This window comes from Pedobacter sp. CFBP9032 (genome assembly GCF_034045265.1).
In the GTDB taxonomy this organism is placed as follows: domain Bacteria; phylum Bacteroidota; class Bacteroidia; order Sphingobacteriales; family Sphingobacteriaceae; genus Pedobacter.
The window spans coordinates 346,389-372,985 of record NZ_JAXCWE010000004.1; the positions used below are offsets into that span (position 1 = coordinate 346,389).

A 26,597-nucleotide genomic window follows, 5' to 3' on the forward strand; every position below is an offset into this window, starting at 1 on the left:
TGCCAATGATTAAAAATATTTTCAGACTCTTTTTTATCGTACTCATGCTGTCTGCATGTAATTCAAAGTCGAAAAAGAATGATGCTACCTTACGTGACTTTACCTTTGCACCTGTAAAAGGGATTCGTTATGAAGAAGTGAAGCGTCGTTTCAGCAACAATATATCTTTTAATAAAGATGGTTTTATGCAGGAACCTTCCTGGATTATTGAAGTGGCCGCAGAAGATACCATGATGGCCTGGAGCCCGCAAAAACAAATTATGCAAAAGTTTTACCTGCAATATGATCACGGCAATGTATACAACTTTGCCGAAGAATTCTTTAAGGTTAAACACATTAGCAAAGATAGTTTGGTTTTTCAACGCATCCAGGTAGATGGAAAAGTAATTGCCGATGATATCCGTTCGGATGTAAACATGACGTTTTATGCGCAGACCTACATTAAAAATAAGTTGAAAACAACAGCATCTGTTTTGCAAAGACCAACAAAGGCAGATACGTTATTTATCAAAAAACGATCTGCCGAAGTTAACCGAACAGATACTGCTGCTTTTGCCGCCAGAGTGCCTGTACAATTTATTCCGAAGAGCAAAATTGTAAAGGCAGAAAAGTTTAGTTCTGTTGATAAACTGCAAAAGAGAACCTCAGCTTACGATTATATGTTTCCTAAATACCGGATCGAGATTCAGAGGGCATATAAAGACTTTGCATATGAATGTTTAGCAGTGGTAGATTATACCGGAAATATGAAAATTTTGACCGTAAATGGCGTATTGCCAGAAGCTGCAGAAGGTAAAAAAAGGATGATGCAAGGGGTAGCAGATATTTATATCAGAAACCTTTTTAATGTAATCCCCGGAACAACACTTGGAATTCCGCATAATAGCGAAATTACCGTGATGATTGTTGGGAAGGCAATTAAAAGCCCTTAGTAATCTGATGTTTACATTTTTTTAACCGTTAAAAAAATGTTAAAATATATTTTGATTTTAAAAATTAAAACTTACCTTGCAGACTTAATTTTAATATTTAATACAATGCAAGAAGGCACAGTAAAATTCTTCAATGTAACTAAAGGTTTTGGCTTTATCGTACCTGCTAACGGCGATAGCGAAATTTTTGTTCATTCAACAGGTCTTATCGACGAAATCCGTGAAAACGACAAAGTACAGTACGAAGTTGCTAACGGTAAAAAAGGCTTAAATGCCGTTAATGTGAAAGTAATTTAATTTATTATCATATTTACAAAGGGGCCTCGATCACAGTCGGGGCTTTTTTATTGCCAAATTTTTATTGATTAATTTTTACGAATGACAAATTACTTTATCGTACCTGGCTTGGGTAATTCAGGCCCGGATCACTGGCAAACATATTTTGAAAACTCAGGTCAAAATTTCATCAGAATTAATCAAAAAGATTGGGATACGCCAGCCAGTGCTGATTGGGTTAAAAACATTGATGAGGCGCTCTCTGGTTATGATTTCTCTACCGTAATACTAATAGGCCATAGTTTAGGTTGTACAGCAATTGCCAATTGGGCTAAACACTCGCAAAAAATAATTAAAGGCGCCTTACTGGTGGCGCCAAGTGATTTGGAAGCACCTCGCTACACTTTTCCAACAGTAGGTTTCGATCATGTTCCGTTAGATAAAATCAATTTCAAAACCATTGTAGTAGCCAGTACAAATGATGAATGGGTAAGCATAGAAAGGGCTATGTTTTTTGCCGCGAATTGGGAAAGTGAGTTGATCAATATCGGTGAAGCAGGTCATATTAATGCCGCTTCCGGTTTTGGGAAATGGGATGAAGGATTGGAAATTTTAAAAAGTTTGGATTAAAACAGTCATATATCCATCTGATTAAGCGGTAGCGTTGGTATATCGTAGTGATCAGATGAATCTAAGCATGGGCCAATATTCATCCGATGTCTACTTCCAGGATTTATGAGTTGCTTTTTTCCTTAATAAATGATCCAGAAATACCAACCCAATAACTAAATCAATAAATAAGAATGCATAAATGGTGAATGGGCTAATTAACTCGTTCCAGTCTATATTAAGGTTAATCTTAGTGTCGAAACTTGAAAATTGAAGGTTGGAAGAATAGAAAACATAGCCAAATAAGGCCAAAATAGCCGCTAAAAAACACCCGCCAATACCATAAACAATATAAATATTAACCTTTGTTTTGAGGGCTACCGGGGTTGGCTCCGAGGTAATGCTGTCCATTATATTTCTGGTGAAAGACATGGATGGTTCTTCCAAATCCAACTCGGTGAAAGAAAGATTAAGGTTTAATAATTCTTCATACAAAAGATTCACTTCTGCGTCGTTATTAATCTTTTCCTGAATAATTTTCTGCTGGGCTGCATCTAGATTTCCATCAATGTAATCCCAAAGTTGTTGTTCTATCGTATTCATAACAGCTCCTTTGCTTCATCCTTTAACAAATATTGTAATTTTTCTTTTAACCGTTGCCTGGCCCGGTGTAATTTCACTTTTATAGTATTTGGAGCCATGCCCAGGGTTGTACCAATTTCTTCCAAACTTTGCTCCCCCTGATAAAAAAGCGTAATAATTGCAGCATCGTCTGTCGATAGCTGAGTAATTGCTTCATTTAAAAATTTATAACTATCTTTTTTCTCATAGCTATTCGCCATAAATGCAGAGGTATGGTTTTCCAATTGAATGAAAGTTTCATCGTCACTAATAGATAAGGTATCCAATCGTTTTTTTCTCAGGAAAGTCATGGCTGTAGTGTAAGTAATGGTATAAAGCCAGGTACTAAACTTCGAAGTTTGTTTAAATGTTCCAAGTGCTTTGTAGGCCTTTACGAAACAATCTTGAGCAATCTCCTCTGCATCTTCTCTGTTTTTAGCGAAACGAAGGGCCAGTGTAAATACAAATCGCTGATGGCGTTTAACCAACGTAGAATATTGATCGGTATGCCCGTTCAATACTCTTTCGATCAGCATTAAATCTGTATTTGTTTGCTCCATGTTTAGCCATAAGACTACACTTGCGCGATGGAGGTTACAGAAAATTTATTTTAAAAAAATAATGAAATCGTTTTAGTTTAAAAAGATTGCTTTAACCCATACGATGCTGCTCGTGCGTATGGGATGGGGTTAATATTGCTCTCAGATCTAAAAGAAAGGTACGCAAATCTAAAATGACCTAAGTTTTGGGATTCCAATCTCCGGAATTCCCGGAATCGGCTGGACCATTTTAAGCCAGGCCTTTAATAATTAAAATCTCCATTTCTCCCCAACAGATTAATGGAAAAAATGCGCAGCTAAAACACACTATAATATTAATGCGCTGCAAAAAACTTTAACCCCGCAATAGATCCAATCAATGTACAGATAAAAAATATTCGCCAGAAAGTAGCCGGCTCATTAAAATATAGGATTCCAACGATTACGGTTCCAACAGCACCAATTCCCGTCCACACAGCATAAGCAGTTCCCATTGGAAGCGTTTGCGTAGCCTTATTCAAAAGTAAAAAGCTTAATGCAATACAAACAACAAAAGCAGCAGTCCATTTAATATTGGTGAAGTTTTTAGACAGTTGCAAACAAGTGGTAAAGCCAACTTCGAAAAGCCCGGCAACAATTAAAATAATCCAGTTCATACAAAATGTGTTTCTGCAAAGGTACCAAGCCCTATTTAGCTCACATTTTACATTTGTTAAAAAATGAATTATTTGCCAGCTCTTATTCTACTTAAAGTAACCTGGGTAACGCCTAAATAAGAAGCGATATGCTTCAATGCAACCCGTTTGAGCAATGCTGGCGACTGATCTGTAAATTCCTGATAACGTTCTGCCGCCCCCTTAAACGATCGGTCAATTAGTCGCCTTTCTGTTGCAATTAGTTCCCGTTCAGCCATTTTTCTACCCCAGTTCGCAAGTTCAATATTTGCCTGGTATAAGTTAAATAAATCGATGAGCCGAATTCGGATCAATACACAATCCTCTAAAAGCTCAATGTTTTCATAGCCTGGTTTATCATTAATGTAGCTATTAAAGGAAAATAACACACTTCCGCTTTCTCCAAACCAAAAGTTAATCTGTTGATTTTCGCCATCAGAATAAGCCCTGGCAATGCCGCTCTTAAGAATATAAAAATAAGGTTCTATTTTATCAGCCCGAATCAGAATGGTGCCTTTAGGATAACTCATTTCCTGACTGTGATTGGAAACGGCCAATAAGGCTTCATCGCTGAGCGATCTGAAAATGTCGATATGTTTTAGCTGATGCTGCAAGATTTATAAAGCTATTAATTTTTTTCCCGGCAAGGTGTAACCTGTTTCAAAATGTTGTAGTCATAATACACAGAACACGGTTCAAAACAACAGAAAATAAATTAAAACAAAAAAATATTATTATGGAAGCAGTATTAGTCCCAATGTCAATATTCCTGGGCACATTCGCAATGGTTTTCGGAATTCGTTATTTATCAAACAAAGAAAAAATGGCCATGATCGAACGTGGCATTCATCCCGGTGTTTCCAGATCTGCACCAAGACCTTATTTAAGTTTAAAGTTCGGTTTATTGATGGTTGGTTTAGGAATTGGCCTCTTAGTAGCGCTATTCACTGTAAAAGGTGTTTTTGGCCCGAATATGACCCATACTGAAGAAGGCCAGGCAGCTGCGATTTACTTTGGTTTTATAGGAATTTTTGGTGGGCTCGGATTGATCACTTCTTTCATCATCGAGAAAAAAGCAATTGACAACGAAGCTTTAAAATAAACACTAATGAATTTAAAATCGCTGTTTGCAATTTGCAGGCAGCGATTTTTTATTGTGGTTTATTAATCACTGCAACTGTTAACCGGCTGATGCAACTCATTTTTCCCCGGTCATCATACAATTTAATATCCCAGATGTGGGTTTTTGCACCGCGGTGAATAATTGTACAAATCCCCGTTACCAGCCCGCTTTTTACCGGACGGAGGTGGTTTGCATTCACTTCTAAACCAACTGCAACATATTTTTCAGGGTCAATACACATGTAAGAAGCAATGCTTCCAAGGGTTTCAGCTAAAACCACAGAGGCGCCACCATGTAAAATGCCAGCTGGTTGGTGGGTGCGTTCATCTACAGGCATGGTACCCTTGATGAAATCGGCACCAATTTCCGTAAATTCAATACCGAGCAGTGCGCCAATATGGTTTTTAGGACGACTATTTAATTCTTCTACAGTAAACGTTTTAAACCACATCGTATCGTTCCTTTAATATTCCAAAATGATGCATAATATGTCCGGCTGCAACAAATAAAATAGATTTTACATTAATCGCTCTGCCAGATGCCGTTCCTGCCCGATTAATTTCATCATCATTTAAACTCCGGTAAAGATAAAGATTTGCTTTTCGGAGTGCGGCAAATTCTTCGATCATATCTTCATAATTGCGTTCGCTGAAACGGGCATTTGAAACGTAATCATTCTCATCAAAACCTGGTAAATGCTGTTGTTCATTTCTGGCGAAGCAGGTAATGCGGTAAGCAAAAACACGCTCGCAATCGATAATATGGCCAAGCATTTCTTTTAGTGTCCACTTGTTTTCTGCGTAAGCAAAGTTTTCTTTATCTCTATTTCTTTCAAACAAAGCCGGGAGGCTAAAAACCTGTTCTTCCAGTATTTCAAAAATATCCTGATTTACTTTGCTAATGTAGGCTTCTGCCCATATCGGGTACTCGTTAGGCTGTGGTCGGTTCATATCTTAAGCTGCTTTTTAATATTATTCTAAAAGTTGTTCCCTTACCTACTTCAGATTCTTTCACAAAAATTTCTCCGCTGTGGTAGTTCTCCACGATGCGCTTGGTAAGTGAAAGGCCTAATCCCCAACCACGTTTTCTGGTGGTGTAGCCCGGTTGGAAAACGGCATCAAACTTTGATCTCGGAATCCCTTTTCCAGTATCCGTTACATCGATAAAAACCTGTTCTTTCGCTAAGTTTTCTATGATGTTAATAGATATCGACCCTTCATTTTCAATCGCATTTGCAGCATTTTTAAGTAGGTTTTCGATCACCCAGTCAAATAGCGGAACGTTCAATAATGCCCTTACCTGTTCATCTCCCGAAATGCTGAATTTCACTTTATCGGATGTCCTCACCTTAAAGTACCTGACAAAATCACTGATCACAATGTATACGGTATGATCTTCCAAAATGGGTTTAGAGCCAATTTTCGAAAAACGATCGGCAATAATTTCCAGGCGTTTAATATCATTCTCCATCTCTGCAATTAATGGATCATCTTCCGCATCAAATTTGGATTTCATCAGTTCTGTCCAGGCCATTAACGAAGATATGGGTGTACCCAACTGGTGGGCAGTTTCTTTGGCCAAACCAACCCACACATGATCCTGCTCATCTCTTCTTGCAGAACTAAATGCCGCATAAGCCGTTAGTAGGAAAAGGAAAATAACGGTCATTTGGATGTATGGGAAATAGCGAAGTTGGGTAAGCACGAATGAATCGCGGTAATAGGCTTTAAACTTCTTCCCGAAAATATTCATTTCATCTGGCGGATGCTGTGCCTTCATTTGTCTCAACTGGCGAACAAAGTAAACACTATCGTAGGTTAGCTTGGTATCGGCAATGGGATAATTGGTTTTGGTACTGTCCAATCCAAAAAAGGAACTGATTACTCCAGAAGAATCGACCATAATCACCGGCGTTTTGGTGTTTTGCCTTACGGTTTCTACCACCACCCGATAATCATCATTATCGTATAAAAACATGGCCCGTTCCTGAATTTTTACCCAAAGGTGAAATTGATCAGCTTCTTCGCGTTCCATTTTTTTAACAAAAGAATCGGTGTAAAATACTGATGCAATGCCAATTAAGATGGCGAAAATGAGAAGGAAAAACTTCCAGCGGCGTTTCTTTTGATAAGGATTCATGCTTTGGGTAGCCAAATTACAATAAACAAAACGAAAAAAACAGAAAACCATTATGCTTTTTCAAAAACGATGCCGTAACATTATAGAAAGGAGAATAGATTCATCACCGATGGAAACCCTATAAAATGGAGGAAAAACATATCTTTGTGGCGAGCATAGTGCATAGCGCTTCAGGCATGGATTGCACCATACCTTCGCCCTCAACTCCCTGCTCTTTGCTTAATTATGGATAAGAAAGTTAGAGTAAGATTTGCCCCAAGCCCAACCGGAGGACTACATTTAGGTGGTGTTCGTACGGCTTTATTCAATTATTTGTTTGCCAAAAAAAACAATGGAACCTTCGTTTTGCGTGTTGAAGATACCGATCAGAACCGTTTTGTAGCAGGAGCAGAAGAATATATTGTAGATTGTTTAAACTGGTGTGGCATTACGCCTGATGAAAGCCCGGCTAACCCCGGTAACTACGGCCCTTATCGCCAGAGCGAACGCAAACCAAGTTATAGAAAGTTTGCCGAGCAGCTTATTAGCGATGGTTATGCCTATTACGCTTTTGATACACCAGAAGAACTAGACGCTAAGCGGAAGGAAATTCCAAACTTTCAATACGGACAAGCTACACGGATGCAAATGCGGAACTCTTTAACCTTAACCATTAGTGAGGTAGAAGATTTGCTGGCAGCAAAAACACCTCATGTGATCCGCATTAAAGTTCCTGAAGATGAGATTGTACATTTCAATGATTTAATTCGTGGCGACGTAAGCTTTGAAACTTCATTGGTAGATGATAAAGTCTTATTAAAAGCCGATGGAATGCCAACTTACCATTTAGCCGTTGTGGTAGATGATAAAGCCATGGAAATTACACATGCCTTCCGTGGAGAAGAATGGTTGCCATCTGCACCAACGCATATCCTGTTATGGAAATATTTAGGTTGGGAAACTGATATGCCCGCTTGGGCACACTTACCTTTAATTTTAAAACCAGACGGGCACGGTAAATTAAGCAAACGCGATGGAGACCGTTTAGGATTTCCGGTGTATGCCATGAATTGGACAGATCCAGCAGGTCATGTTACCAATGGATTTAAAGAGATGGGATTCTTACCGGAAGCTTTTGTAAATATGCTGGCCTTATTGGGCTGGAACGATGGAACAGATCAGGAGTTATTCTCATTAAAAGAACTGGAAGAAAAGTTTTCTATTGAGCGAATTAGTAAGGCTGGAGCAAAATTTGATTTTGAGAAAGCTAAATGGTACAATCATGAATGGATTAAAGTGCAAAGCGCTGCGGGTTTGGCGCCAAGCGTTATAAATGAATTGCAAAAAGCAGGTATAGAAATAAACGATGAAAGCTTTTTAAATACCATTATCGATTTAATTAAAGATCGTTGTACACTTTTGCCAGATTTTGTGGCACAAAGTGGCTACTTTTTTACAAGCCCTAAAGCCTATGATGTGGCTTCTGTTAAACCAAAATGGACAGAAGAGAAAGCCGCATTTTTTAATGCTTACTCCGAAAGTTTATCATTAACGGATGCTATTACAGCAGAAGAGGCTTTTAAAGCGCTGGCAGCAGAGAAAGGTTTTAAACCTGGAGAGCTCATGTTACCATTCAGAATCATGTTGGTGGGCGGTAAATTTGGTCCGGGTGTTTTTGATATTGCCATTTTATTAGGATTAGCGGAAACAAAATCAAGAATAGCTAAGGCGATTGAAGCTTTTAACGCTTAGTTATTAAATAAAAAATTAGAAGGGCCAGCATACGTAGCATGGCCCTTTTTACAGCTAACTTATTGCGGAAACAGATTGCGTAAAATATTTTCTACTTTAGCATAACTATTTTTCGGTAATCAGGTTATTCATACAAATAAAAAAATAAATTATGCAGTGGTTTGGTAAAGGTAGCGGCGACGTAGAAGATAGAAGAAGTAGTGGAGGAGGCGGCCGGACAATTTTAGGCGGTGGCGTCGGAATTATTGTTGTTGTTCTGGGACTAATCTTTGGTAAAGATTTAACCGGATTGGTAGGCCAGACGCCGGGAAATACTGGTGGAGCACAAACTGAAGGGAAAATGGGTGTTCCTGAAGATGAGCAAGGCCGTTTTGTATCTAATGTTCTTCAGTCTACTTATGAGGTTTGGGAGCAGGAATTTCAAAAAATGGGTGAAACATATGAAAACCCTAAACTTGTACTATTCAGAGATGGCGTGCAAACCGCGTGTGGAAATGCCAGTGCCGATGTAGGCCCTTTCTATTGCCCGGGAGATCATAAGGTTTATATTGATCTGTCATTTTATGATGATTTGAAAAACCGTTTCGGTGCCGCCGGAGATTTTGCTCAGGCTTATGTAATTGCGCACGAAGTTGGTCATCACGTTCAGAATGTTTTAGGCATCTCCGAAAAACTGGACCAGGCCCGCGGCAAGGTAAGCGAAAAAGAATACAATAGATTGTCTGTTAAATTAGAATTACAAGCGGATTTTTTCGCTGGCCTTTGGGCACATCATGCTCAGAACCTGAAAGATTTTAAACTGGAGGAGGGTGATATTGAAGAAGCATTAACTGCTGCTAACGCCATTGGAGATGATAAACTGCAAAAGCAAGCTACAGGCGACGTGCAGCCAGATTCTTTTACCCATGGCACATCACAACAGCGGATGTTCTGGTTTAAAAAAGGGTTTGATACCGGTGATTTTAAACAAGGTGATACTTTTACCTCCGGTGATTTGTAAAAAATTAAAACATTTTCAAATGTCTGTTTGTTCATTTACATTTTAAGATATTTCGTATCTGAACCAAACATAATTGTCTTAAGCTTCTTACTTGTATAATAAAAGATGATCCTTATAGTTGATGACAGGCCTGAAAACCTGATTTCGTTACAGAAAGTACTCCAAGCGCACAATTTTGAGGTCGATACTGCATCTTCAGGAGAAGATGCCCTGAAAAAAGTTTTAAAAAACAATTATGTTCTGATCATTCTTGATGTTCAGATGCCTGATATGGATGGTTTTGAAGTTGCAGAGGCCATCTCTGGTTTCAGCAAGGCTAAAGACACCGCTATTATTTTTCTCTCCGCCGTAAATACAGAACTTAAGTTTATTACAAAAGGTTACCTAAGCGGTGGCCTGGATTATATTACCAAACCTGTAGATATTAATGTCCTGCTTCTTAAAATCAAAACCTTTTACCGCATTTATGAGCAAAGTAGAAAGCTAAACGAAGTACAGGAGAAGCTTTTAGAAGAAATTGAATTTCGTAAACAAGCCGAAAATAAAAAGGACGAATTTATCAGTATTGCCAGTCATGAATTAAAAACACCTTTAACCAGTGTAAAGGGTTATATCCAATTGCTTCAGCGGAGTTTAAATAAGGATGATAAAACAATGGCGCAAAACCACTTGGCCAAAGCCAGTGTTCAATTGGAAAAACTGAATGAGCTGATTGTTGATTTACTTGATATTTCCAAAATTGAAAGTGGAAAAATGAAGTTTAACATGCAATATTTCTGTGCCGATAATATGGTAAACAATGCCATTGAAATGTTGCAGCAATCTAATCCTGGTTTTACCATTAACAAGCTTGGAAAAACGAATGAAAACATTTACGGTGACGAAATGCGCCTGGAGCAGGTGGTTATCAATTTCATTACCAATGCCATTAAATACGCCCCCGGAACCAATCAGGTTAATGTAACCATCAATATTAAAGATGGCAAACTATACCTGGCCGTTAAAGATTTTGGAATCGGCATTTCTTCAGAGCAGCAGGCAAAAATATTCGATAAATTTTACCGGGTAGAAGAACATAGCAATCGTTTCAATGGGTTAGGTATCGGGCTATACATTTGTTCTGAAATTATTAACAGGCATGGCGGAACTATTGGCGTAAATAGTGTGCCCGATGAAGGTTCAGAGTTCTATTTTATCATTCCCATTACCGAAGAACAGGTACCCAGCAATCAAATCTAAGATCTCAAAAATATATTCATGAAAACCACCCTGAAAAATAATCTACGTTTAGGCTTAGGCTTATCGCTTATTATTCTTTTTATCAGCTCGCTGGCCTCTTATGTAAGCATTCGTAACCTGATCAGAAGTACAGAATTAGTTAAGCACAGTGATCAGGTGATCCTGAATTTAGAAGGCGTAATATCAACCTTAAAAGATGCAGAAACCGGACAAAGAGGTTACCTCTTAACCGGGAATAAATTATTTCTGGAGCCGTATAATGGTGCTACCGATCTGGCGCTTAGAACAATTGATACCATTTCAACAGCTACGCTTGATAATCCTTCACAGCAGAAAACCATTGCTGAATTAAGAGAAATCCTGGTAAAGCGTTTAAGCATTATCACTTCCACAATCGAAATTAAAACGCTTGGTGGACGAATTGACCCGACAGTTCTTCTGCAGGGAAAAACATATATGGATCAAGCTCGCGCCGCAGTAAACAAAATGGTGAAGGAAGAGCGAAGATTGTTAGACGAGCGTACGCAAGAGCTAAACAAATTAACGTCATACACACCAATTTTGATCATGGTAGCTGCATTTCTGGCTATTTTGATTACGCTGTTTTTCTATCGGAAGGTATCCGTCGACTTTGATGAGCGGGTTAAACTTCAGCAAGAGATTGAGGATAAGAAAGCGGAAATGGAGAAACGTATTATCGCCATAAAGGAGATTGCGCATCAAATCTCAACCGGCAATTATGGCGTTACTTTAGATATACAAGCACGTGATGATATAGGTGAACTTTCAGGATCATTAAATGAAATGTCGGCCTCATTGAAAAAATCTTTTGATACACTTGAAGAGAATGAATGGATTCAAACTGGTGTTGCCAATCTGAACATGAAAATGGTTGGGGAGAAAGATGTTTTTCATCTGGCAGATGATATTATTGAGTTTCTGGTTACCTATACAAAAAGCCAGATTGGAGCGGTTTACCTATTTAAGGATGATGGATACCTGCATCTAAAAGGTAAATATGCTTTAGAAGGACAAAACCTGGTGCCAGTTATTGAATTAGGCCAGGGATTAATTGGACAGGCCGTAAAATCTGGAAAAAATATCATTTTAGATGATGTACCTCAAAACGGACTTACCATTACCCATGCAACAGGAAATATAAAACCCTCTCAGCTAATTGTATTGCCTATTATTAGAAATGGAATATCTATCGGTGGTTTAGAAATCGGTACAGTTAAACCTTTATCTGATCTTCAGTTACATTTCCTGAACCTTGTTTTATCTGATGTGGGTACAGCATTGCTAGGCGCCCAAAACAGGCAGAAATTACAGCAATTGTTAGAAGAAACACAAGCGCAATCTGAAGAGTTGCAAGTGCAGCATAACGAACTGGAAGGCATGAATGCTGAGCTTGAAGCACAAGCACAGAAGCTGCAGGCTTCGGAAGAGGAACTGCGTGTTCAACAGGAAGAACTTTTACAAAGTAATCAGGAACTTGAGGAAAGAAGCAGCTTGCTGGAAGAAAAGAATGAACTGATAGAGGAGAGAAATGCTGAAATACAGCAAAAAGCGGAAGCACTGGAGTTAAGTACCCGTTATAAGTCAGAATTCCTGGCTAACATGTCTCATGAGTTAAGAACCCCGTTAAATTCCATTTTACTGCTTTCGAGGTTAATGGCAGAGAATGAGGAAATGGATAAAGAACACCAGGAATATGCTGAGGTGATTCAAAGTTCAGGACAAGGTTTGTTAAGTTTAATTGATGAGATTTTGGATTTATCTAAAATTGAGGCTGGTAAAATGGAGCTAGATCGCACCAATGTTAAGGTAAGTGATATTGCCTTAAATATGCGATCGCTGTTTAACCCCTTAGCAAAAGAGAAAGCCCTGGAATTGGTAATCGGCAAAGCAGAAGATGTTCCGGAGTATTTCCATACTGATAAAATGCGTTTAGAGCAAATTCTTAAAAACCTGCTTTCAAATGCAATCAAGTTTACATCAAACGGTTCAGTAAAATTAAATATCAGTAAGAATGAAAAACTTCATGCCCTGATTTTTGAGGTCACTGATACTGGTGTAGGTATTGCACAAGATAAGCAGGCTATGGTATTCGAAGCCTTTCAACAGGCTGATGGCTCTACCCGTCGTAAGTTTGGCGGTACCGGTTTAGGTTTGTCAATCAGTAGAGAGCTGGCAAAACTTTTAGGGGGTTTCATCGATTTAAAGAGCAAAGAAAACGAAGGGAGTATCTTCACTCTAACATTACCTATTGATAAAAATAAAGGTTTTGAAGGATCAGTTCCTTTGGCTGAAAAAACTTTCACACCGCCGGTAGAGGCGCCAGTAGCAAAGGTAAGCTACTTAACCGTAGAGAATATTCCTCAGGAAATTGAGGATGACCGCGATAATATTGAAAGCGGCGACAAGGTAATTTTGATTGTTGAAGATGATACGCCTTTCGCTAAAACGCTATTGGACTTTACGCGGAAAAAAAATTATAAAGGCTTGGTTGCCGTTCGCGGAGATGTTGGTATTGAAATGGCTAAGGCTTATAAACCGATAGCAATTTTACTCGATATTCAATTGCCTGTAAAAGATGGATGGCAGGTAATGGAAGAGTTAAAATCCGATCCCGATACACGCCCGATACCGGTTCATATCATGTCTTCTCTTCAGGTTAAAAAAGAGAGTTTACTTAAAGGAGCGGTAGATTTTATCAATAAGCCTTTCGCTTTTGAACACATGCAGGAAATCTTTTCCAAACTGGAACATGCCTTAAGCCGTCATCCTAAAAAAGTATTAATTGTAGAAGAAAACGAGCAACATGCAAAAGCCTTAAGCTACTTCTTAAGCAATTTCAATATTCAAACGGAGATTGTGAACCAGGTAGGTGAGAGTGTTTCCGCACTGCATAAACCAGATGTGAATTGTGTAATTCTTGATATGGGAATTCCTGATAAACACGCTTATGAAACTCTTGAGGTAGTTAAAAAAACACCGGGGCTTGAAAACCTTCCAATCATCATTTTTACAGGAAAGAACCTATCAAAAGGTGAAGAAAACCGCATTAAGCAATATGCAGATTCGATTGTGGTTAAAACAGCCCACTCTTATCAGCGGATTTTAGATGAAGCGGGTTTATTCCTTCACCTTGTAGAAGAAAAAAGCAAGGAAAAAACAAAAGCACCTAAAAAATTCTCAGAGCTGCAGGATGTACTGAAAGGTAAAACTGTTTTGGTTGCGGATGATGACATACGGAATATTTTCTCGTTAACGAAAATGTTAGAACAGCATCAAATGAAGGTTTTGGCCGCTACCGATGGCAAAGAAGCTTTGAAGCTATTGGATGAAAATCCATCTGTAGATGTCGTTTTAATGGATATGATGATGCCAGAACTGGATGGTTATGAAACCACTTCTGCCATCCGGCAGGATTTTAAATACCGAGATCTACCCATTTTAGCCGTTACGGCGAAAGCCATGATGGGCGATCGTGAAAAGTGTATTGCTGCGGGTGCTTCCGATTATATCAGTAAGCCGGTGGATATGGATCAGCTGGTTTCGCTTTTACGGGTCTGGCTTTATGAAAATCATTATAAATCTTAGTACTTTTATTTTATATGCCCCAAAAAATTATTCTTGTTATAGATGATGATAACCGAAACATTTTTGCTTTAAAAGCTGTTTTAAAAGCCAAAGGTTTTGAGTGTCTATCAGCGATCAGTGCCCGCGATGGTTTCGCCATTATGGAAGAAAGAGATGGTGTTTCTGTTGTTTTAATGGATATGATGATGCCAGATATGGACGGTTACCAGGCCATGGCAGCGATGAAGAAATCTCCGAAAATGCAGAATATTCCGGTACTTGCAGTAACTGCACAGGCCATGGTTGGTGATAAAGAACGTTGCCTGAGCGCAGGTGCTTCAGGTTATGTATCCAAGCCCATAAATGTTGATGAATTAATACAGCAAATAGAAGAGGTAACAAAATAAAGTGATAATTGACGCAATTGATAATGAACAGGTAGACACGCTTCTGAATGATGTATTGGAGGCGCATGGATACGACTTTCTGGAGTATTCTCATGCATCAATAAAAAGGCGCATTACCCGTTTATATACGTTGGATAGTTTTGTGAGTTTCGCAGAATTCAGGTATGCCGTTAAAACCGACAAAAAGTATTTTAAGCGATTTTTAGAAGAGATTACGGTAAATGTTACTGAAATGTTTAGAGATCCTACTTTCTATAAATCTTTGCGAAACGATGTTTTACCCGCTTTAGGCACTTACCCTTTCATCAGGATTTGGGTGGCAGGATGCTCAACCGGTGAGGAAGCGTATTCTCTGGCTATATTGCTCAAAGAATTAAACCTTCTGAACAAATCACTAATTTATGCAACGGATATTAATCCATCTGTTTTGGAAACAGCAAAACAGGGAATTTTTCCGTTAAACTACTTGAAAGGTTACTCCGAAAACTATGTTCATTCTGGTGGCCTGAAAGATTTTTCATCTTATTACGCAGCAAACTATTCGCTGGCGAAGTTCGATGAGGCGCTAAGTAGTAAAATGATTTTCTCTACGCACAATTTAGTTTCTGACCATTCTTTTAATGAATTTCAGCTTATTTTATGTAGGAATGTCTTAATTTATTTTGATAAGGACCTGCAACACAAAGTTTTTCAATTATTTGATAATAGCCTGGAGAATCTTGGTTATCTGGCGCTGGGAAGTAAAGAAAGTTTGGATTTCTGGCCCAATGCAAAGAATTACAAGCGGGTAAAAAGTGAAAAAATATGGAGGAAACTTTAACTCACGGCAAATGTAGTGCCTTAGTTATCGGTGGTTCTGCAGGGAGTTTGGATGTGCTGCTTGAAATTTTTCCAAATTTAAGTACGCGAATTAACTTTCCAATTATTATAGTTACCCACCGTAAAGCTGGTAATGACTCCTTACTGGCCGATCTATTAAAAAATAGAACGAGTTTAATGGTTAGAGAGGCTGAAGAAAAAGAGAAATTATTGCCTGGATATGTTTATATTGTTCCTGCTGATTACCATTTACTGATTGAAAATAGCCACACCATTTCGTTAGATTATTCGGAAAAGGTTAATTATTCACGCCCATCTATTGATGTTACCTTTCAGTCTGCCGCAGAGGTGTTTAAAAATGAATTGGTTTGTATTCTATTGTCAGGGTCAAATGCAGATGGAGTAGAAGGATTACTAGCGGTAAAAAAATATGGTGGTTTAGCAGTAGTACAAGATCCGCAAACAGCCATCATGCCCTATATGCCACAGCAGGCCTTAAATAATGCAAAGCCCGATGTGATATTGGATAGTTTAAAAATGGCAGCATTTATAAACGAGTTAATTAATAAATAGTAGTTAGATTTGCCTACGGGAGAAAGTGTTATGGCTGGTACGAAAAAAGTATTTGTTTTTGATGATAACAGGGATATTTTAGACCTGTGTACATTCATATTAGAGGATGCAGGTTATGAAATTAAAACATCCGAGAGTGCAAATGAGATAGAGAAACAAGTTTCGGCATTTATGCCAGATATCATCTTTATGGATAACTGGTTGCCTGATTTGGGTGGAATACAAGCTACACGTGCCATTAAAGGTAACCCTGCATTAAAGCATATCCCTGTGATTTATTTCTCTGCAAATAATGATATTTCTTCATTAGCTGATGAAGCTGGAGCGGATAGCTACCTTTCTAAACCTTTCGATATTGCAGCATTGGAAGACATTGTTAAAAAGCATTTAAGCTAAACAATCCCGATTATTCTCCTGGTTAGTGTCTCAGAAGTAAAATTTGCGATGATCATTTTGATCTGCGGGACAACTCCTTTAACTAAAGTTTGGTATCTATCAACCATCATAAGTTTATCTCATTCCTAATGACCGATATATAAAAGCAATCGATTATTCCTTACCCCAGATTCTGGTATTTAACTTAGTGTTTGTAGTCTCATCAACTAACCTAAGTTTCGCCATGACTGAAACAATTTTCACGCAGATTTAGGTGATTTCCGCAGAAGCAGGAAGTAAATTTGCGATGATCATTTTGATCTGCAGGACAACCTCTTTAACTAATGTTTGGTATCTATCAACCATCATAAGTTTATCTCACTCATAATGACCAATATATAAAAGCAATCAATTATTCCTTGCCCCAGATTCTGGTATTTAGATCCAACTCCTTCACAATATCACATAAAAAACGGATCGTATTTATATCTGTATTAAGCGAAACCGGATTAAGTAAGGACTCAAATATAGGAGCCTCGAAATAATTCCTATCTAATGGAAAAGCGATGTACATTCTCGATTCCATAAAAGATAAAGAAATAGTTTCGAGTGCATTGGCGTTTAGATACAAGATACGCTCCATCATAGCTGGGGTTAAAATGTAGCGGGATTCTATCTGATTGTTTCCATAAGTTACAAAAGTCAGGTCGAAAGCGGGATTCTCCAGCTGGATCACCTCTTTATCTCCGAAAGAGAAAATATTCTTTGTAAACCAGGAGCCGATTGTATTTCCAAGGTCTTTTGGTTTTACAATTGTTATGCTGCCCAGGTGTTTATTAAAATCTGCAACAAAAACGATTCCCCTAAAAACATCAGTCCAGGATGTTTCAGTACCATTCTTAGTTTCACGTTCAGTTTTATGTTCGGCATGAACCTCTGCAAAATAAAAGCTTGTTTTATCCGCTTTTCCCCTTACCAGATCTTCCGTTTTATACCGATCAATCTGTTTGGTAAAGAGCTGAGCATGCCTAAATTCGGCTTCAGATATTCCATCCCTGGGGCTTATCGTTAGGCTCGGATTTAGAAACTTTAGCGCCTCGCCAATTATATTTTGCTTATAGGCCAGTTCATATGCTTTTGTTGCCGGACTGATTTTAAATAAAATAATTACCCCGTATATTACCGGAATTAAACCTGCAAGTACTGCCCAGAAAAGCAATCCAAGTAGCAATCCGATGATGGTGACTGCAATGCCAACACCAATAAAAGTAAGGCCTTTAGTTTGCACTGATGCCACCCTTTTTCGCTCAACTTCCATTGTTGCCAGGGTGTTCTGCAAAGCCAAATTACCGTTTAGATAGTTTTGCATTAACTATTGAAAAGGGTTTTTGCACTAATGTTTTTTCGTTCTTCTTCGGCGGTAGCTAAAACTGCAATGGGTTGAAAATTTAACATGCCTGCAAAGACGCTTCCTGGAAACATCATAATTGAATTATTGTAATCAGTAACAGCTGCATTATACGTTCTTCTGGCGGCAGCAATCTGTTCTTCACTTTCCGTCCAGGTGGTTTGTAGGTTGATGAAATTGGTATTGGCCTTTAAATCCGGGTAGTTTTCTACATTAACCATTAAGCCATTTACACTACTGCTTAATTGCGCATCGAGCGTGGCTTTCTCTGCTTCCGAAATATTTCCAGCTGTAGCCTTTGTGCGTAATTCAACAATTTTAGTAAGCGTTCCCTGTTCGTAGGTGTTATACTGTTTAACTACTTCTACCAGATTTGGAATCAAATCAAAACGTTTTTTAAGCATCACATCTATGGCCGAAAATGCATTGGTAACCTGGTTTCTTTTGCCGATTAAACCGTTATAAAAGAAAATGCCAAACAGAAATAATGCACCGAAAAGGATTAAAACGATAATCATAATTGTCTTTTTTATTTTAAATATAAGTAAACATTAATAACTTGTTCATCTATCGCCGTTCATTTTGCTGCGCGCACGATCTCGCTGCTGCCTTCGCTTTAACCTGTTTCGCTTTCTGATCTGATGGTTTTCCTGCATCTCCTTGAAATTAGCAATGTGTTGTTTGATTTCATTTTGCTTTTCTTCTGTAATACCGATGCTATTTTTAATGCCCATAAACAGGCTTCTCCATATCAGACTAAAAAATGATGAACTATCCGGTTTTTTATAATCAACCTGTGAAGAAATAAACTCATTGTGACGATTTGGGTTTTCAGAATTGATCAGTAACGCATTGGCAAGAATCGAAATTAAACCGCGGGTTACCAGGTGATCTTTGGATGGATCATTACGCATCAATGCAACCGATAAATCATAATAATAGAAATCTACCTTGCCCTTTGCACCAGTATTATCAGCTTTAAAATCAAACTGTAACTTATCTACAATCCCACTGTTAATTCTAACCAGGCCTAGTGGTTTTGTAATTTGGTTAAGTACCCTGGCATTGAAATTATGCAATACCCCTTTGTACTCAAAATCTCCTTTGGGAGCTTTTAGATCGAATTTAAAGTTTACATCCAAACTCGCCTGACCCAATAAGTATGTGTTTAAGCTTACCTCCATAGTGGGGTTGATAGCCTTTATTTTTGGAAGGTTAGTTACATTTTTAAAAACGCCAGAAGTATGTTCAAAAGAGATTCTTCCACGCTGTTGACTTTCGCTATTATAAACGCCGTAAGTTATATTAACATCTTTTAAGTTAATCTTCTGTACCAATACAGGTGGAGCAAGCTTCTGCAAAAGCTGATGTGGGAACCGGCCAATTTTAATTTCACCTACTTGTTTGTCTATACTTCCATTGTTAAATACAGAAACGAAGCCATTTACTATGCCCATTTCTTTTGCCCGTAATTCCTGTTTGCTAATGTAAACGGGCAAATCAATGCCGTTCATCGAGATGTTGCTCATCTGGATATGGAACCTATCGGTGGCATGACCAGCAACTTCAGCGAATTTCATTTCATCATAACGGGGTTCCAGCTCAAATTTATCTACCCTTAGTTTTCCTGTAGATGCACGGAAATCAAGTTTATTAAGCTTAATATTATACATTTTATTCGGAGTAGTATATTGATAATCGTTAAGATTGATAATGACATCCTTTAATAAGTAAAATCTGGATGGATCATCAACCGAAGTAGAATCAACCAACAAATCTATAAGTGTGATATTAAGGTCGTCGATGGCAAAAACATTGAGTTTATTTACATTTTTATTGACGTATTTAAAGCTCGCATCCTGGAAACGAATGGCGTTTATTCTGAATTCATCCAGATTTTTAGAAATGAACGAGTAAGGTGATTTTATTAGTCGCGGGGGCCTGTCTTCATTAAAATCGAACTGCCTGTTCATCATGAGCACTTCTGGCTTATCAAAAATTACTTCTTCAATCTCAAGCTTTCTTTCCCGGTATAGGGTGAGTGGGTGGAAATGTTTGACCACTAATTTTTTTAAGGTAACAGTATAGAGATTATTTGGAGCCCTCTTTAACCGGATTAGTTCTCTGAATCGAACAGTATCAGCAGTTATCTTAACATTTTGCAAGGTGGCACTTCCCGTTAAAACATTGGTGGTGACCTTCGAGAAGCTAATGGTATATAAACTATCTGTAGATTTATAAAGAAGTGTTTTGATTTGTTCAGTTAGCAGCGGGCGGGATTTTACATTTAAAAACCATGCAATTGCAGCCAAAAGGCCGAAAGCAACAACAATTGTCGCTGCAATCCATTTAATAATTTTATAGCTGGGTCTCCTGGTTTCTGGCATTTAACTAATGGACTGGATTCTACAGCAATATACATTTATAAACGTATTTCTTAAACGCTGCCCGTTAATTTTTCTCTCGCCTTGCCTTTCGAGCCGCTTTTCTATCGGCTCTTTTCTGTTTCCGAATCTTTTTGGCAATTACCTTTTGCTGTTTGACCGGGTTTTTTTCAGGAACTATACCTACGCCAACAATGTCCTTTATACCAACAAAGACTGTTTTCCACATCAAGTTAAAGAAAGAGGCAGATTTGATTCGGGTATTAGTCATTGTTGCTGTACGAGGCGCATCTCCTTTTGTAGGGTTTGAGTCTTTGATTAAGATATTATTTGCCAAAAATGATAGGAACCCCTTCTCTTTAGTTCCCTCGCCATCAATATTATCTGATAATAACTTCACTTTAAGATCTGTATAAATCATATTCATCGAACCCGAAGCCGTAGATTTATTTCCGGTTGCCTTAAAATCCAGCTTTTGAATATTTCCGCTTTCAATTTGTACCAAACCTAAAGCTACGGCTAGCGGATTAAGCTTTACAAGGTTAAATGTGCCCAGGTTTCCACCATAACTAAAGCCACCGTTTGCATCAGTCAAATTGAAATCTATCTTAACATTCATCTTTCCTACGCCCATTAAAAGGGTGTTCAGATTGGCTTTTGCATGGTTATTTTTAGTTAGCCTTAAGCTATCGTTGGTTACATTAAGAATATTTCCATTTAACGAATTAAATAATATCGTGCCTGTTTTTTTACTTGCCGGACTGTACTCGGAATATTTAACATCAACATTTTTAAGCTTTATGGTATCAATAGCGATCGGGATGTTGAGTCTCTTCAGTGCCATGTGCGGATAATTTCTCCCTTTATCTAGGTCTGCAGCGGGTGGCGATTCCCTGCTCATAAATACCGCTACTTTAGCCGGACCAATGGTTACCGACTTTGAATAAATCTTTTCGTCAGTATTTAAGCTGGTGAAATCCACTCCAGCAAATTCAATTGCGTTAAAGGTGAGGTCGTAACGATCTTTTTGAACCTTGAATTTTCTTGCGAAAGCCAGTTCAGGATATAGGGGAATTAATTTGAAGCCTTTGATTGATATCTTTTTTGCAGCGGTTGAGCCCCTGATGGTATCAACTTTCATGCTATACATTTTATCTTTAGTGTTCGATTTATAGCCTGCAATCTCAAATGAAATATCTTTTGTATAGTAAAACCTGGAAGTGTCTTTGCCCGAAAGTGAATCTAACAAGAAATCTTTTACATTAATATCCAGGTGTTTAATCTCATTTCTGGTTTTCTTCGGAGCGCCACCTTTAATGTAGCTAAAGTCGGCATCAATAACCTTTACAGCATGTACCCTGGCAGATTTGAAGGTTTTAGAGATTAGCTCATAGAGCGATTTTTCTACCTTATTGGTGTCAACCACTTTTAGAACCTTATTAAAGGTAACGTCAATGGAGGGTCGATCGAGGACAATCGCATTAATATCCAGCTGCTTTTTGAAATAGGCTGTTAAGATACTCGCCCTGGTAATCTGTAATTTTTTCAGCTTAACTTCGAAAACATGCGCTGGCGCAAGCCTTTGTTTTTGCAAACTATCAAAAACTGATGGGTTGGCTTTTAATGTAACTTCTCTTAAAGCAAGGCTTCCGGTAATTACATTTAAATTAATACTTTTAAAATCTATAGTGTAAAGATGGTTAGATCCATTATATATACTTTCCTTTATCTTTTCTGTGAGTATAGGTTTCCACCTTGCACTTAAGAACATCGCTCCAAAGGCAAGCACTAAAATCAATAATCCGAAAATACTTCCAATCCAAACCCAAAGTTTGGTTCTATGCTGATTTGTCATCTTTTTGGGGTATCGATATTAAACACATCAACATTAGAAAGGTTTTTTAACAGATTTGTCTCCTCTTTTCTGCTAGAACTAAAAGACCTTTTCATCAAGATAATCTGAGGCAATTGTTTTTTAAGGAGATTTTAAGGCACAATGTTAATTTAGACAATTAAATTAAGCGGATCACGTGCGAGAGGTCGTTAGACTAAGGTTCTAAATACAGATCATTAACCTCAGAATATGAGAAAGATAGCTGAAATTAGCTAAATCCTTAATAATAATCTATAACTTAACATTAACTTAACATTGAGCGTGTAGCTTTGTAACATATTAAGAATTAACATGAACAATATTTTTAAGTTCTTTACCCCTCAAGATAGAAAGTTTCATCCTCTTTTTGAGCAAGCTGGTAGTAATGCATTAAAAATCGCAGAATCTCTTTTAGAAATGGTTAGCACAGCTGATGCTGAAAGCCGGAAAAGTATTTTCAAGGAAATTGAACGTTTAGAACACGTTGGAGATGATATTACCCATTCAATTTTCTTAGAATTAAGCAGGAACTTTATCACCCCGTTCGATCGTGAAGATATCCACCAGTTGGCTACAGCTGTAGATGATGTTGCAGATTATATTTACGGAACTGCAAACCGTATGCAGATGTATAATATGAATACCATTAATGAGCCAATTGTTAAAATTGCTGAGCTTTTGGTAGAAATGTGTACTGATATTGATAAAGCGATTAAAGAATTACGCAGTTTCAAAAATATCCGGGTAATTGCAGATGCTTGTATCCGCATTAATAGCGGTGAAAACCAGGCAGACTATGTATTCACTTTAGCGGTTGCCCGTTTATTTGAATATGAAACCAATGCAATTGAATTAATTAAACAAAAAGAGGTTTTACAAACGATAGAGAAAGCGACAGATAAGTGTGAAGATGTGGCGAATGTGCTTGAAACTATCCTGGTTAAAAACGCTTAATAAAACACAAACATGGTAACTACCTTATTGGTTGTTGTTGTAATTCTGGCCATTGCTTTCGATTACATAAATGGCTTTCACGATGCCGCTAATTCGATTGCAACGGTTGTTTCTACAAAAGTTCTTACGCCTTTTCAGGCGGTTTTGTGGGCAGCACTTTTTAATTTTGCTGCTTACTTTTATTTTACCGATCATAAGGTAGCCAATACGGTTGCCAAAACGGTAATCGAAAATTATATTACGCTAGAAGTGATTCTTGCAGGGCTTGTTGCCGCAATTATCTGGAATCTTTTAACCTGGTGGTATGGTATTCCTTCCAGTTCATCACATACACTTATTGGTGGTTTTGCTGGTGCTGGTATGACGCATGCCTTGCTTATAGGTGCAAGTCCGTTAGATGCGGTAAACATGAGCTATGTAGTGAAGATTGTATCCTTCATCGTATTGGCACCTGTAATAGGTATGGTTATTTCGGTGGTGATTACTTTAATTATTATCAACATTTGCCGTTATGCAAAACCATCAACAGCAGAGAAGTGGTTCAAACGACTACAATTATTATCATCTGCGGCTTTAAGTTTTTTCCACGGAGGAAACGATGCGCAAAAAGTAATGGGAATTATTGCTACTGCTTTAATTGCATCGAAAGTTATTCCTGATTTTGCAGCGCTACCTACATGGGTACCAATTGCCTGTTATTCCGCAATTTCATTGGGTACCATGAGTGGAGGTTGGAAAATTGTGAAAACAATGGGTTCAAAAATCACGAAGGTAACGGCACTGGAAGGTGTTGCTGCTGAAACGGCTGGCGCGGTAACACTAGGTATAACCGAGCATTTCGCTATTCCGGTATCTACTACACACACCATTACCGGTTCAATTGTAGGGGTAGGGTTAGTGAAAAGTGTTTCGGCTGTACGTTGGGGTGTAACCATCAATTTAATCTGGGCCTGGGTATTAACCATTCCTGTTTCAGCTACTTTGGCTGCAATTATTTACGCTGGTATTTATTTCTTTAAATAGAAGATAATCCTTTAAAATACGAAAGACCAAGGCTTAGGTGCTTTGGTATTTTTTTATGCTTTTTTTACCGCGGAGAGCACGAAGTTTTTCGCAAAGAGCGGAAAGCCTTTTTCTACAGTTAATTTGATGCTAGGGCTGTATGTTCCATGTGCCTTTCACCCTAGTCTTTGTGGTAAAATGGGTTAGTTATAATTGTCTGGCTTGGCGTTCTTTGTGCCTTTGCTTATCGCTCTTTGCGGTTAAACCTTAAATGTTTCTAGAATCTGATACTCAATTCTACTTCGTTTGTTCCTTTGGTAGGTAAAATCCAGTCGGGCCCAGCCTTCACCAGGCGTTTAGCTTCTGCATCGGCTTTAGCATTAAGCGATTTAATCACTTTAATATCTGTTGGCCGACCGTTTTTCTTCACTTTGAAACCTAGTATCACAAACTGCTCCGGTCCTTTAGGATTGTAGAGTTTGTTGTTATTGGCCAGGTATTGTGTATAATCAATAATGGCGACAGGGATTGGCTTGCTAATTTCATCAGCCCGTTTTCCATTTAGATTCTGCTCCGCTCTCAATACGATTTTAGGCGCAGGAATATTTTCCTTTTTTCTACCGTTTGACCCGGTAATCATCGCAATTTCATTCAGCGATTTATTTCCACTTAATGCTTCCCGAATGGCATCTGGATTTTGCGTGCCCTTTATAGGTGTTTCTTTGTAGCCAACTGCATTAATTACTAAATCTTTATCCTTTAAATTACTATCGGCAGGTAAAGCAAAATAACCCTTCGTATTAGTAGAAGTGATTTTATCAGAGCCTATAATCTTTACCACGGCACCCTGAACAGGTTGTCCGTTACGTTGGTCGATAACATTTCCGCTAAATAAAATCTGATCTGCTGTTGTGGATGGTGTAGCCGAAACCATAGCCGCACTCATAGGTTCCTGGCTCGTTTGTACCTTAGGTGCGCCTGGAGTTATTGATTGTGCGCTTTTATTGAACCTTTGATAATTGACTGTGTTCTGCTCACTTTGCGCTGCTTTTTCTGATGTTTTAATGATGGAATTAGATTTTGTATTCTTCGCTAAAGTCGCAGACTTTCCATCTGCAATCGCTTGGTCTATTAAGGCTGATTTGGTGGCTTCATTAATATTTACCGCAGAATCTTTTGTCTTTGTAGTGGTAGCCAGGGAAGTATTGGAATCTAAATTTACGATGACACCATCTGCTTTTCTTGCTGCAGTTTCAGCATTCCGCCGATTGGTTTCCCGCATAAAGAAGAGAATGCTCACGGCAATAAAAGCGACAGTGGCAGTTGCAGCAATACTTAATCGTTGGGTAGTGATGCCCCAAAGTTTTCGTTTAACTGGCTTTTGAGCAATACGATCGTACAGTTGTTTTTGTAAAATAGAAAGTGTTTGCTTACGTTTTGGAGATTGTTTCAGGCCTTCTAAAGCTTCGGCTACGAAAGGATCTTCTAAAGCCTGCCTTTCTACAAAGTGCATAGCCTTGGCATCAAGCTTACCGTCGAGGTAATCTTCCAGTACATCAATATCTAACCAATCGTTATTCACCACTGTTTTTCTCTATACAAATCTTCAGGTTGCGCTTACCATTTTGGATATAACTTTTTACCTTCAGCATATCATAGCCTGTAATATCGGCCACTTCTTTATAACACTTCTCCTGTAAATAAAATAAATCTACGCTTTTTCGCTGTTCTTCGGGCAATGTTTCCATGCACTTTTCCATAATGGTAAGTTGCGTTTCTTTTGTGTTGTCGATATCTAGATGCACCAGTTCGCTGTTTTCCACAAAAGTATCATCAATAGATACGGTATTTTGCTTTGAAGATTTCCTCAGCGCCATTAAACAATGGTTGCGGGTTAATACATGGAGCCAGCTTTTAAAATTTTGAACTTCATGGATTTTCAGTTTCGTAACCAATTCTTCAAAAATTTGCATTACCGCATCTTTGCTTTGCTCTTCATCTTTGAAATAATTTAAGCAAACCCCAAAAACCAAATGCATATATTTATTATAAAGCGTACCCAACGACTCCAAATCACCTGTATTTTTATACTCGGCAATTAGTTTGGCATCGTCTTGCTGGTTATTTCCAGCTGTGTTTTTTATAAACTTCAAAAAATCAGGTAGCTATTTCAAATATCTTCCAAGTATAAAAAATATTTTTGAGTGATGAGAAATAAACCAGACAATTGGGTACTTATATTCAAGGGATACCTTTAAATGGCTTAAAAATCACGCCCACAGCTATTTGTTAAAACCTAATCTTTAGAAGCTGTTGAATATTATGGCAGTTCTT

The 26,597-nt window shown here is 38.2% G+C and carries 27 protein-coding genes; 14 read left to right on the top strand and 13 right to left on the bottom strand.

The window, feature by feature from the left end; translation table 11 throughout:
- The first annotated feature begins 5 nt into the window (after positions 1–5).
- The 3 genes from SOM16_RS10150 (at position 6) to SOM16_RS10160 (ending at position 1,838) form a co-directional block, all read left to right on the top strand.
- On the top strand, positions 6–932 hold the full coding sequence (locus SOM16_RS10150) for a hypothetical protein (RefSeq protein ID WP_320463892.1): 927 nt from the start codon (positions 6–8) through the stop codon (positions 930–932).
- Between the two features lie 105 nt (positions 933–1,037).
- A complete protein-coding gene (locus tag SOM16_RS10155) occupies positions 1,038–1,229 on the top strand; it encodes a cold-shock protein (protein ID WP_025141747.1) in 192 nt (63 codons plus the stop codon).
- An 81-nt stretch (positions 1,230–1,310) separates the two neighbouring features.
- The gene (locus tag SOM16_RS10160; RefSeq protein ID WP_320463893.1) at positions 1,311–1,838 is read left to right on the top strand and encodes an RBBP9/YdeN family alpha/beta hydrolase; all 528 of its coding nucleotides are present in this window, start codon (positions 1,311–1,313) and stop codon (positions 1,836–1,838) included.
- A 90-nt stretch (positions 1,839–1,928) separates the two neighbouring features.
- On the opposite strand, the gene SOM16_RS10165 is transcribed toward SOM16_RS10160, so the two are convergent.
- The 4 genes from SOM16_RS10165 to SOM16_RS10180 all read right to left on the bottom strand — a co-directional run bounded on the left by SOM16_RS10165 (position 1,929) and on the right by SOM16_RS10180 (position 4,265).
- Positions 1,929–2,420 carry a hypothetical protein gene (locus SOM16_RS10165; RefSeq protein WP_320463894.1) on the bottom strand — a complete coding sequence of 164 codons (492 nt, stop codon included), beginning with the start codon at positions 2,418–2,420 and terminating at the stop codon, positions 1,929–1,931.
- Positions 2,417–2,998 (bottom strand): sigma-70 family RNA polymerase sigma factor, encoded by a 582-nt coding sequence (locus SOM16_RS10170; RefSeq protein ID WP_320463895.1) that lies wholly within the window; start codon positions 2,996–2,998, stop codon positions 2,417–2,419. The genes SOM16_RS10165 and SOM16_RS10170 overlap by 4 nt, the downstream gene beginning before the upstream one ends.
- Positions 2,999–3,312: 314 nt before the next feature.
- Positions 3,313–3,633 (bottom strand): multidrug efflux SMR transporter, encoded by a 321-nt coding sequence (locus tag SOM16_RS10175; protein WP_320463896.1) that lies wholly within the window; start codon positions 3,631–3,633, stop codon positions 3,313–3,315.
- Positions 3,634–3,701: 68 nt separating this feature from the next.
- Positions 3,702–4,265 (bottom strand): Crp/Fnr family transcriptional regulator, encoded by a 564-nt coding sequence (locus SOM16_RS10180; protein ID WP_320463897.1) that lies wholly within the window; start codon positions 4,263–4,265, stop codon positions 3,702–3,704.
- 122 nt (positions 4,266–4,387) lie between these two features.
- Between SOM16_RS10180 and SOM16_RS10185 the strand changes: the two genes are divergently transcribed.
- Positions 4,388–4,753: a DUF6249 domain-containing protein gene (locus SOM16_RS10185; RefSeq protein ID WP_320463898.1), complete on the top strand. Its 366-nt coding sequence runs from the start codon at positions 4,388–4,390 to the stop codon at positions 4,751–4,753.
- A 49-nt stretch (positions 4,754–4,802) separates the two neighbouring features.
- Here the strand turns inward: SOM16_RS10185 and SOM16_RS10190 are convergent, their stop codons facing one another.
- Genes SOM16_RS10190 through SOM16_RS10200 form a run of 3 tightly spaced genes read right to left on the bottom strand, consistent with a single transcriptional unit; the run spans position 4,803 to position 6,913 of the window.
- On the bottom strand, positions 4,803–5,225 hold the full coding sequence (locus tag SOM16_RS10190; protein ID WP_320463899.1) for a hotdog fold thioesterase: 423 nt from the start codon (positions 5,223–5,225) through the stop codon (positions 4,803–4,805).
- Positions 5,215–5,724, bottom strand: coding sequence for a DinB family protein (locus SOM16_RS10195; RefSeq protein ID WP_320463900.1), 510 nt, complete (start codon positions 5,722–5,724; stop codon positions 5,215–5,217). The genes SOM16_RS10190 and SOM16_RS10195 overlap by 11 nt, the downstream gene beginning before the upstream one ends.
- Complete coding sequence (locus tag SOM16_RS10200; protein ID WP_320463901.1) at positions 5,705–6,913, bottom strand: HAMP domain-containing sensor histidine kinase; 1,209 nt, start codon at positions 6,911–6,913, stop codon at positions 5,705–5,707. The genes SOM16_RS10195 and SOM16_RS10200 overlap by 20 nt, the downstream gene beginning before the upstream one ends.
- Positions 6,914–7,138: 225 nt before the next feature.
- Between SOM16_RS10200 and gltX the strand changes: the two genes are divergently transcribed.
- The 8 genes from gltX to SOM16_RS10240 all read left to right on the top strand — a co-directional run bounded on the left by gltX (position 7,139) and on the right by SOM16_RS10240 (position 16,663).
- Positions 7,139–8,644, top strand: coding sequence for a glutamate--tRNA ligase (gene gltX, locus SOM16_RS10205; protein WP_320463902.1), 1,506 nt, complete (start codon positions 7,139–7,141; stop codon positions 8,642–8,644).
- A 151-nt stretch (positions 8,645–8,795) separates the two neighbouring features.
- Positions 8,796–9,644, top strand: coding sequence for a KPN_02809 family neutral zinc metallopeptidase (gene ypfJ / locus SOM16_RS10210; RefSeq protein WP_320463903.1), 849 nt, complete (start codon positions 8,796–8,798; stop codon positions 9,642–9,644).
- Positions 9,645–9,749: 105 nt separating this feature from the next.
- Entirely contained in the window at positions 9,750–10,883 is a 1,134-nt protein-coding gene (locus SOM16_RS10215) for a hybrid sensor histidine kinase/response regulator (RefSeq protein ID WP_320463904.1), read from the top strand.
- A gap of 18 nt (positions 10,884–10,901) precedes the next feature.
- Positions 10,902–14,489: a response regulator gene (locus SOM16_RS10220; RefSeq protein WP_320463905.1), complete on the top strand. Its 3,588-nt coding sequence runs from the start codon at positions 10,902–10,904 to the stop codon at positions 14,487–14,489.
- A gap of 14 nt (positions 14,490–14,503) precedes the next feature.
- The gene (locus SOM16_RS10225; RefSeq protein ID WP_320463906.1) at positions 14,504–14,875 is read left to right on the top strand and encodes a response regulator; all 372 of its coding nucleotides are present in this window, start codon (positions 14,504–14,506) and stop codon (positions 14,873–14,875) included.
- 1 nt (position 14,876) lies between these two features.
- Complete coding sequence (locus tag SOM16_RS10230; RefSeq protein WP_320463907.1) at positions 14,877–15,695, top strand: protein-glutamate O-methyltransferase CheR; 819 nt, start codon at positions 14,877–14,879, stop codon at positions 15,693–15,695.
- Positions 15,680–16,267 carry a chemotaxis protein CheB gene (locus tag SOM16_RS10235; RefSeq protein ID WP_320463908.1) on the top strand — a complete coding sequence of 196 codons (588 nt, stop codon included), beginning with the start codon at positions 15,680–15,682 and terminating at the stop codon, positions 16,265–16,267. Before SOM16_RS10230 ends, SOM16_RS10235 begins: the two co-directional genes overlap by 16 nt.
- Positions 16,268–16,297: 30 nt before the next feature.
- Complete coding sequence (locus tag SOM16_RS10240) at positions 16,298–16,663, top strand: response regulator (RefSeq protein WP_320463909.1); 366 nt, start codon at positions 16,298–16,300, stop codon at positions 16,661–16,663.
- Positions 16,664–17,054: 391 nt separating this feature from the next.
- On the opposite strand, the gene SOM16_RS10245 is transcribed toward SOM16_RS10240, so the two are convergent.
- From SOM16_RS10245 to SOM16_RS10260, 4 genes are all read right to left on the bottom strand, one after another.
- Positions 17,055–18,011 (bottom strand): DUF3137 domain-containing protein, encoded by a 957-nt coding sequence (locus SOM16_RS10245; RefSeq protein WP_320463910.1) that lies wholly within the window; start codon positions 18,009–18,011, stop codon positions 17,055–17,057.
- The gene (locus tag SOM16_RS10250) at positions 18,011–18,568 is read right to left on the bottom strand and encodes a LemA family protein (protein WP_320463911.1); all 558 of its coding nucleotides are present in this window, start codon (positions 18,566–18,568) and stop codon (positions 18,011–18,013) included. The genes SOM16_RS10245 and SOM16_RS10250 overlap by 1 nt, the downstream gene beginning before the upstream one ends.
- Before the next feature lie 45 nt (positions 18,569–18,613).
- The gene (locus SOM16_RS10255) at positions 18,614–20,437 is read right to left on the bottom strand and encodes a hypothetical protein (RefSeq protein ID WP_320463912.1); all 1,824 of its coding nucleotides are present in this window, start codon (positions 20,435–20,437) and stop codon (positions 18,614–18,616) included.
- Positions 20,438–20,501: 64 nt separating this feature from the next.
- Positions 20,502–22,289, bottom strand: a complete 1,788-nt coding sequence (locus tag SOM16_RS10260) for a hypothetical protein (RefSeq protein WP_320463913.1) — start codon at positions 22,287–22,289, stop codon at positions 20,502–20,504.
- A 330-nt stretch (positions 22,290–22,619) separates the two neighbouring features.
- Here SOM16_RS10260 and SOM16_RS10265 point away from each other — a divergent pair, with 330 nt between their 5' ends.
- Entirely contained in the window at positions 22,620–23,261 is a 642-nt protein-coding gene (locus SOM16_RS10265) for a DUF47 domain-containing protein (RefSeq protein ID WP_320463914.1), read from the top strand.
- Between the two features lie 12 nt (positions 23,262–23,273).
- Positions 23,274–24,284 (top strand): inorganic phosphate transporter, encoded by a 1,011-nt coding sequence (locus SOM16_RS10270; protein ID WP_320463915.1) that lies wholly within the window; start codon positions 23,274–23,276, stop codon positions 24,282–24,284.
- A gap of 256 nt (positions 24,285–24,540) precedes the next feature.
- Here the strand turns inward: SOM16_RS10270 and SOM16_RS10275 are convergent, their stop codons facing one another.
- Together SOM16_RS10275 and SOM16_RS10280 are read right to left on the bottom strand one after the other, a co-directional pair.
- Positions 24,541–25,845 (bottom strand): carboxypeptidase-like regulatory domain-containing protein, encoded by a 1,305-nt coding sequence (locus SOM16_RS10275; RefSeq protein ID WP_320463916.1) that lies wholly within the window; start codon positions 25,843–25,845, stop codon positions 24,541–24,543.
- The gene (locus SOM16_RS10280; protein WP_320463917.1) at positions 25,838–26,416 is read right to left on the bottom strand and encodes a sigma-70 family RNA polymerase sigma factor; all 579 of its coding nucleotides are present in this window, start codon (positions 26,414–26,416) and stop codon (positions 25,838–25,840) included. The genes SOM16_RS10275 and SOM16_RS10280 overlap by 8 nt, the downstream gene beginning before the upstream one ends.
- Between the last annotated feature and the right edge of the window lie 181 nt (positions 26,417–26,597).

Coding starts and splice junctions, on each gene's coding strand:
- SOM16_RS10150 (WP_320463892.1), top strand. CDS start 6: ATGATTAAAAATATTTTCAGACTCTTTTTTATCGTACTCATGCTGTCT.
- SOM16_RS10155 (WP_025141747.1), top strand. CDS start 1,038: ATGCAAGAAGGCACAGTAAAATTCTTCAATGTAACTAAAGGTTTTGGC.
- SOM16_RS10160 (WP_320463893.1), top strand. CDS start 1,311: ATGACAAATTACTTTATCGTACCTGGCTTGGGTAATTCAGGCCCGGAT.
- SOM16_RS10165 (WP_320463894.1), bottom strand. CDS start 2,420: ATGAATACGATAGAACAACAACTTTGGGATTACATTGATGGAAATCTA.
- SOM16_RS10170 (WP_320463895.1), bottom strand. CDS start 2,998: ATGGAGCAAACAAATACAGATTTAATGCTGATCGAAAGAGTATTGAAC.
- SOM16_RS10175 (WP_320463896.1), bottom strand. CDS start 3,633: ATGAACTGGATTATTTTAATTGTTGCCGGGCTTTTCGAAGTTGGCTTT.
- SOM16_RS10185 (WP_320463898.1), top strand. CDS start 4,388: ATGGAAGCAGTATTAGTCCCAATGTCAATATTCCTGGGCACATTCGCA.
- SOM16_RS10190 (WP_320463899.1), bottom strand. CDS start 5,225: ATGTGGTTTAAAACGTTTACTGTAGAAGAATTAAATAGTCGTCCTAAA.
- SOM16_RS10195 (WP_320463900.1), bottom strand. CDS start 5,724: ATGAACCGACCACAGCCTAACGAGTACCCGATATGGGCAGAAGCCTAC.
- SOM16_RS10200 (WP_320463901.1), bottom strand. CDS start 6,913: ATGAATCCTTATCAAAAGAAACGCCGCTGGAAGTTTTTCCTTCTCATT.
- gltX (WP_320463902.1), top strand. CDS start 7,139: ATGGATAAGAAAGTTAGAGTAAGATTTGCCCCAAGCCCAACCGGAGGA.
- ypfJ (WP_320463903.1), top strand. CDS start 8,796: ATGCAGTGGTTTGGTAAAGGTAGCGGCGACGTAGAAGATAGAAGAAGT.
- SOM16_RS10215 (WP_320463904.1), top strand. CDS start 9,750: ATGATCCTTATAGTTGATGACAGGCCTGAAAACCTGATTTCGTTACAG.
- SOM16_RS10220 (WP_320463905.1), top strand. CDS start 10,902: ATGAAAACCACCCTGAAAAATAATCTACGTTTAGGCTTAGGCTTATCG.
- SOM16_RS10225 (WP_320463906.1), top strand. CDS start 14,504: ATGCCCCAAAAAATTATTCTTGTTATAGATGATGATAACCGAAACATT.
- SOM16_RS10235 (WP_320463908.1), top strand. CDS start 15,680: ATGGAGGAAACTTTAACTCACGGCAAATGTAGTGCCTTAGTTATCGGT.
- SOM16_RS10240 (WP_320463909.1), top strand. CDS start 16,298: ATGGCTGGTACGAAAAAAGTATTTGTTTTTGATGATAACAGGGATATT.
- SOM16_RS10245 (WP_320463910.1), bottom strand. CDS start 18,011: ATGCAAAACTATCTAAACGGTAATTTGGCTTTGCAGAACACCCTGGCA.
- SOM16_RS10250 (WP_320463911.1), bottom strand. CDS start 18,568: ATGATTATCGTTTTAATCCTTTTCGGTGCATTATTTCTGTTTGGCATT.
- SOM16_RS10255 (WP_320463912.1), bottom strand. CDS start 20,437: ATGCCAGAAACCAGGAGACCCAGCTATAAAATTATTAAATGGATTGCA.
- SOM16_RS10260 (WP_320463913.1), bottom strand. CDS start 22,289: ATGACAAATCAGCATAGAACCAAACTTTGGGTTTGGATTGGAAGTATT.
- SOM16_RS10265 (WP_320463914.1), top strand. CDS start 22,620: ATGAACAATATTTTTAAGTTCTTTACCCCTCAAGATAGAAAGTTTCAT.
- SOM16_RS10270 (WP_320463915.1), top strand. CDS start 23,274: ATGGTAACTACCTTATTGGTTGTTGTTGTAATTCTGGCCATTGCTTTC.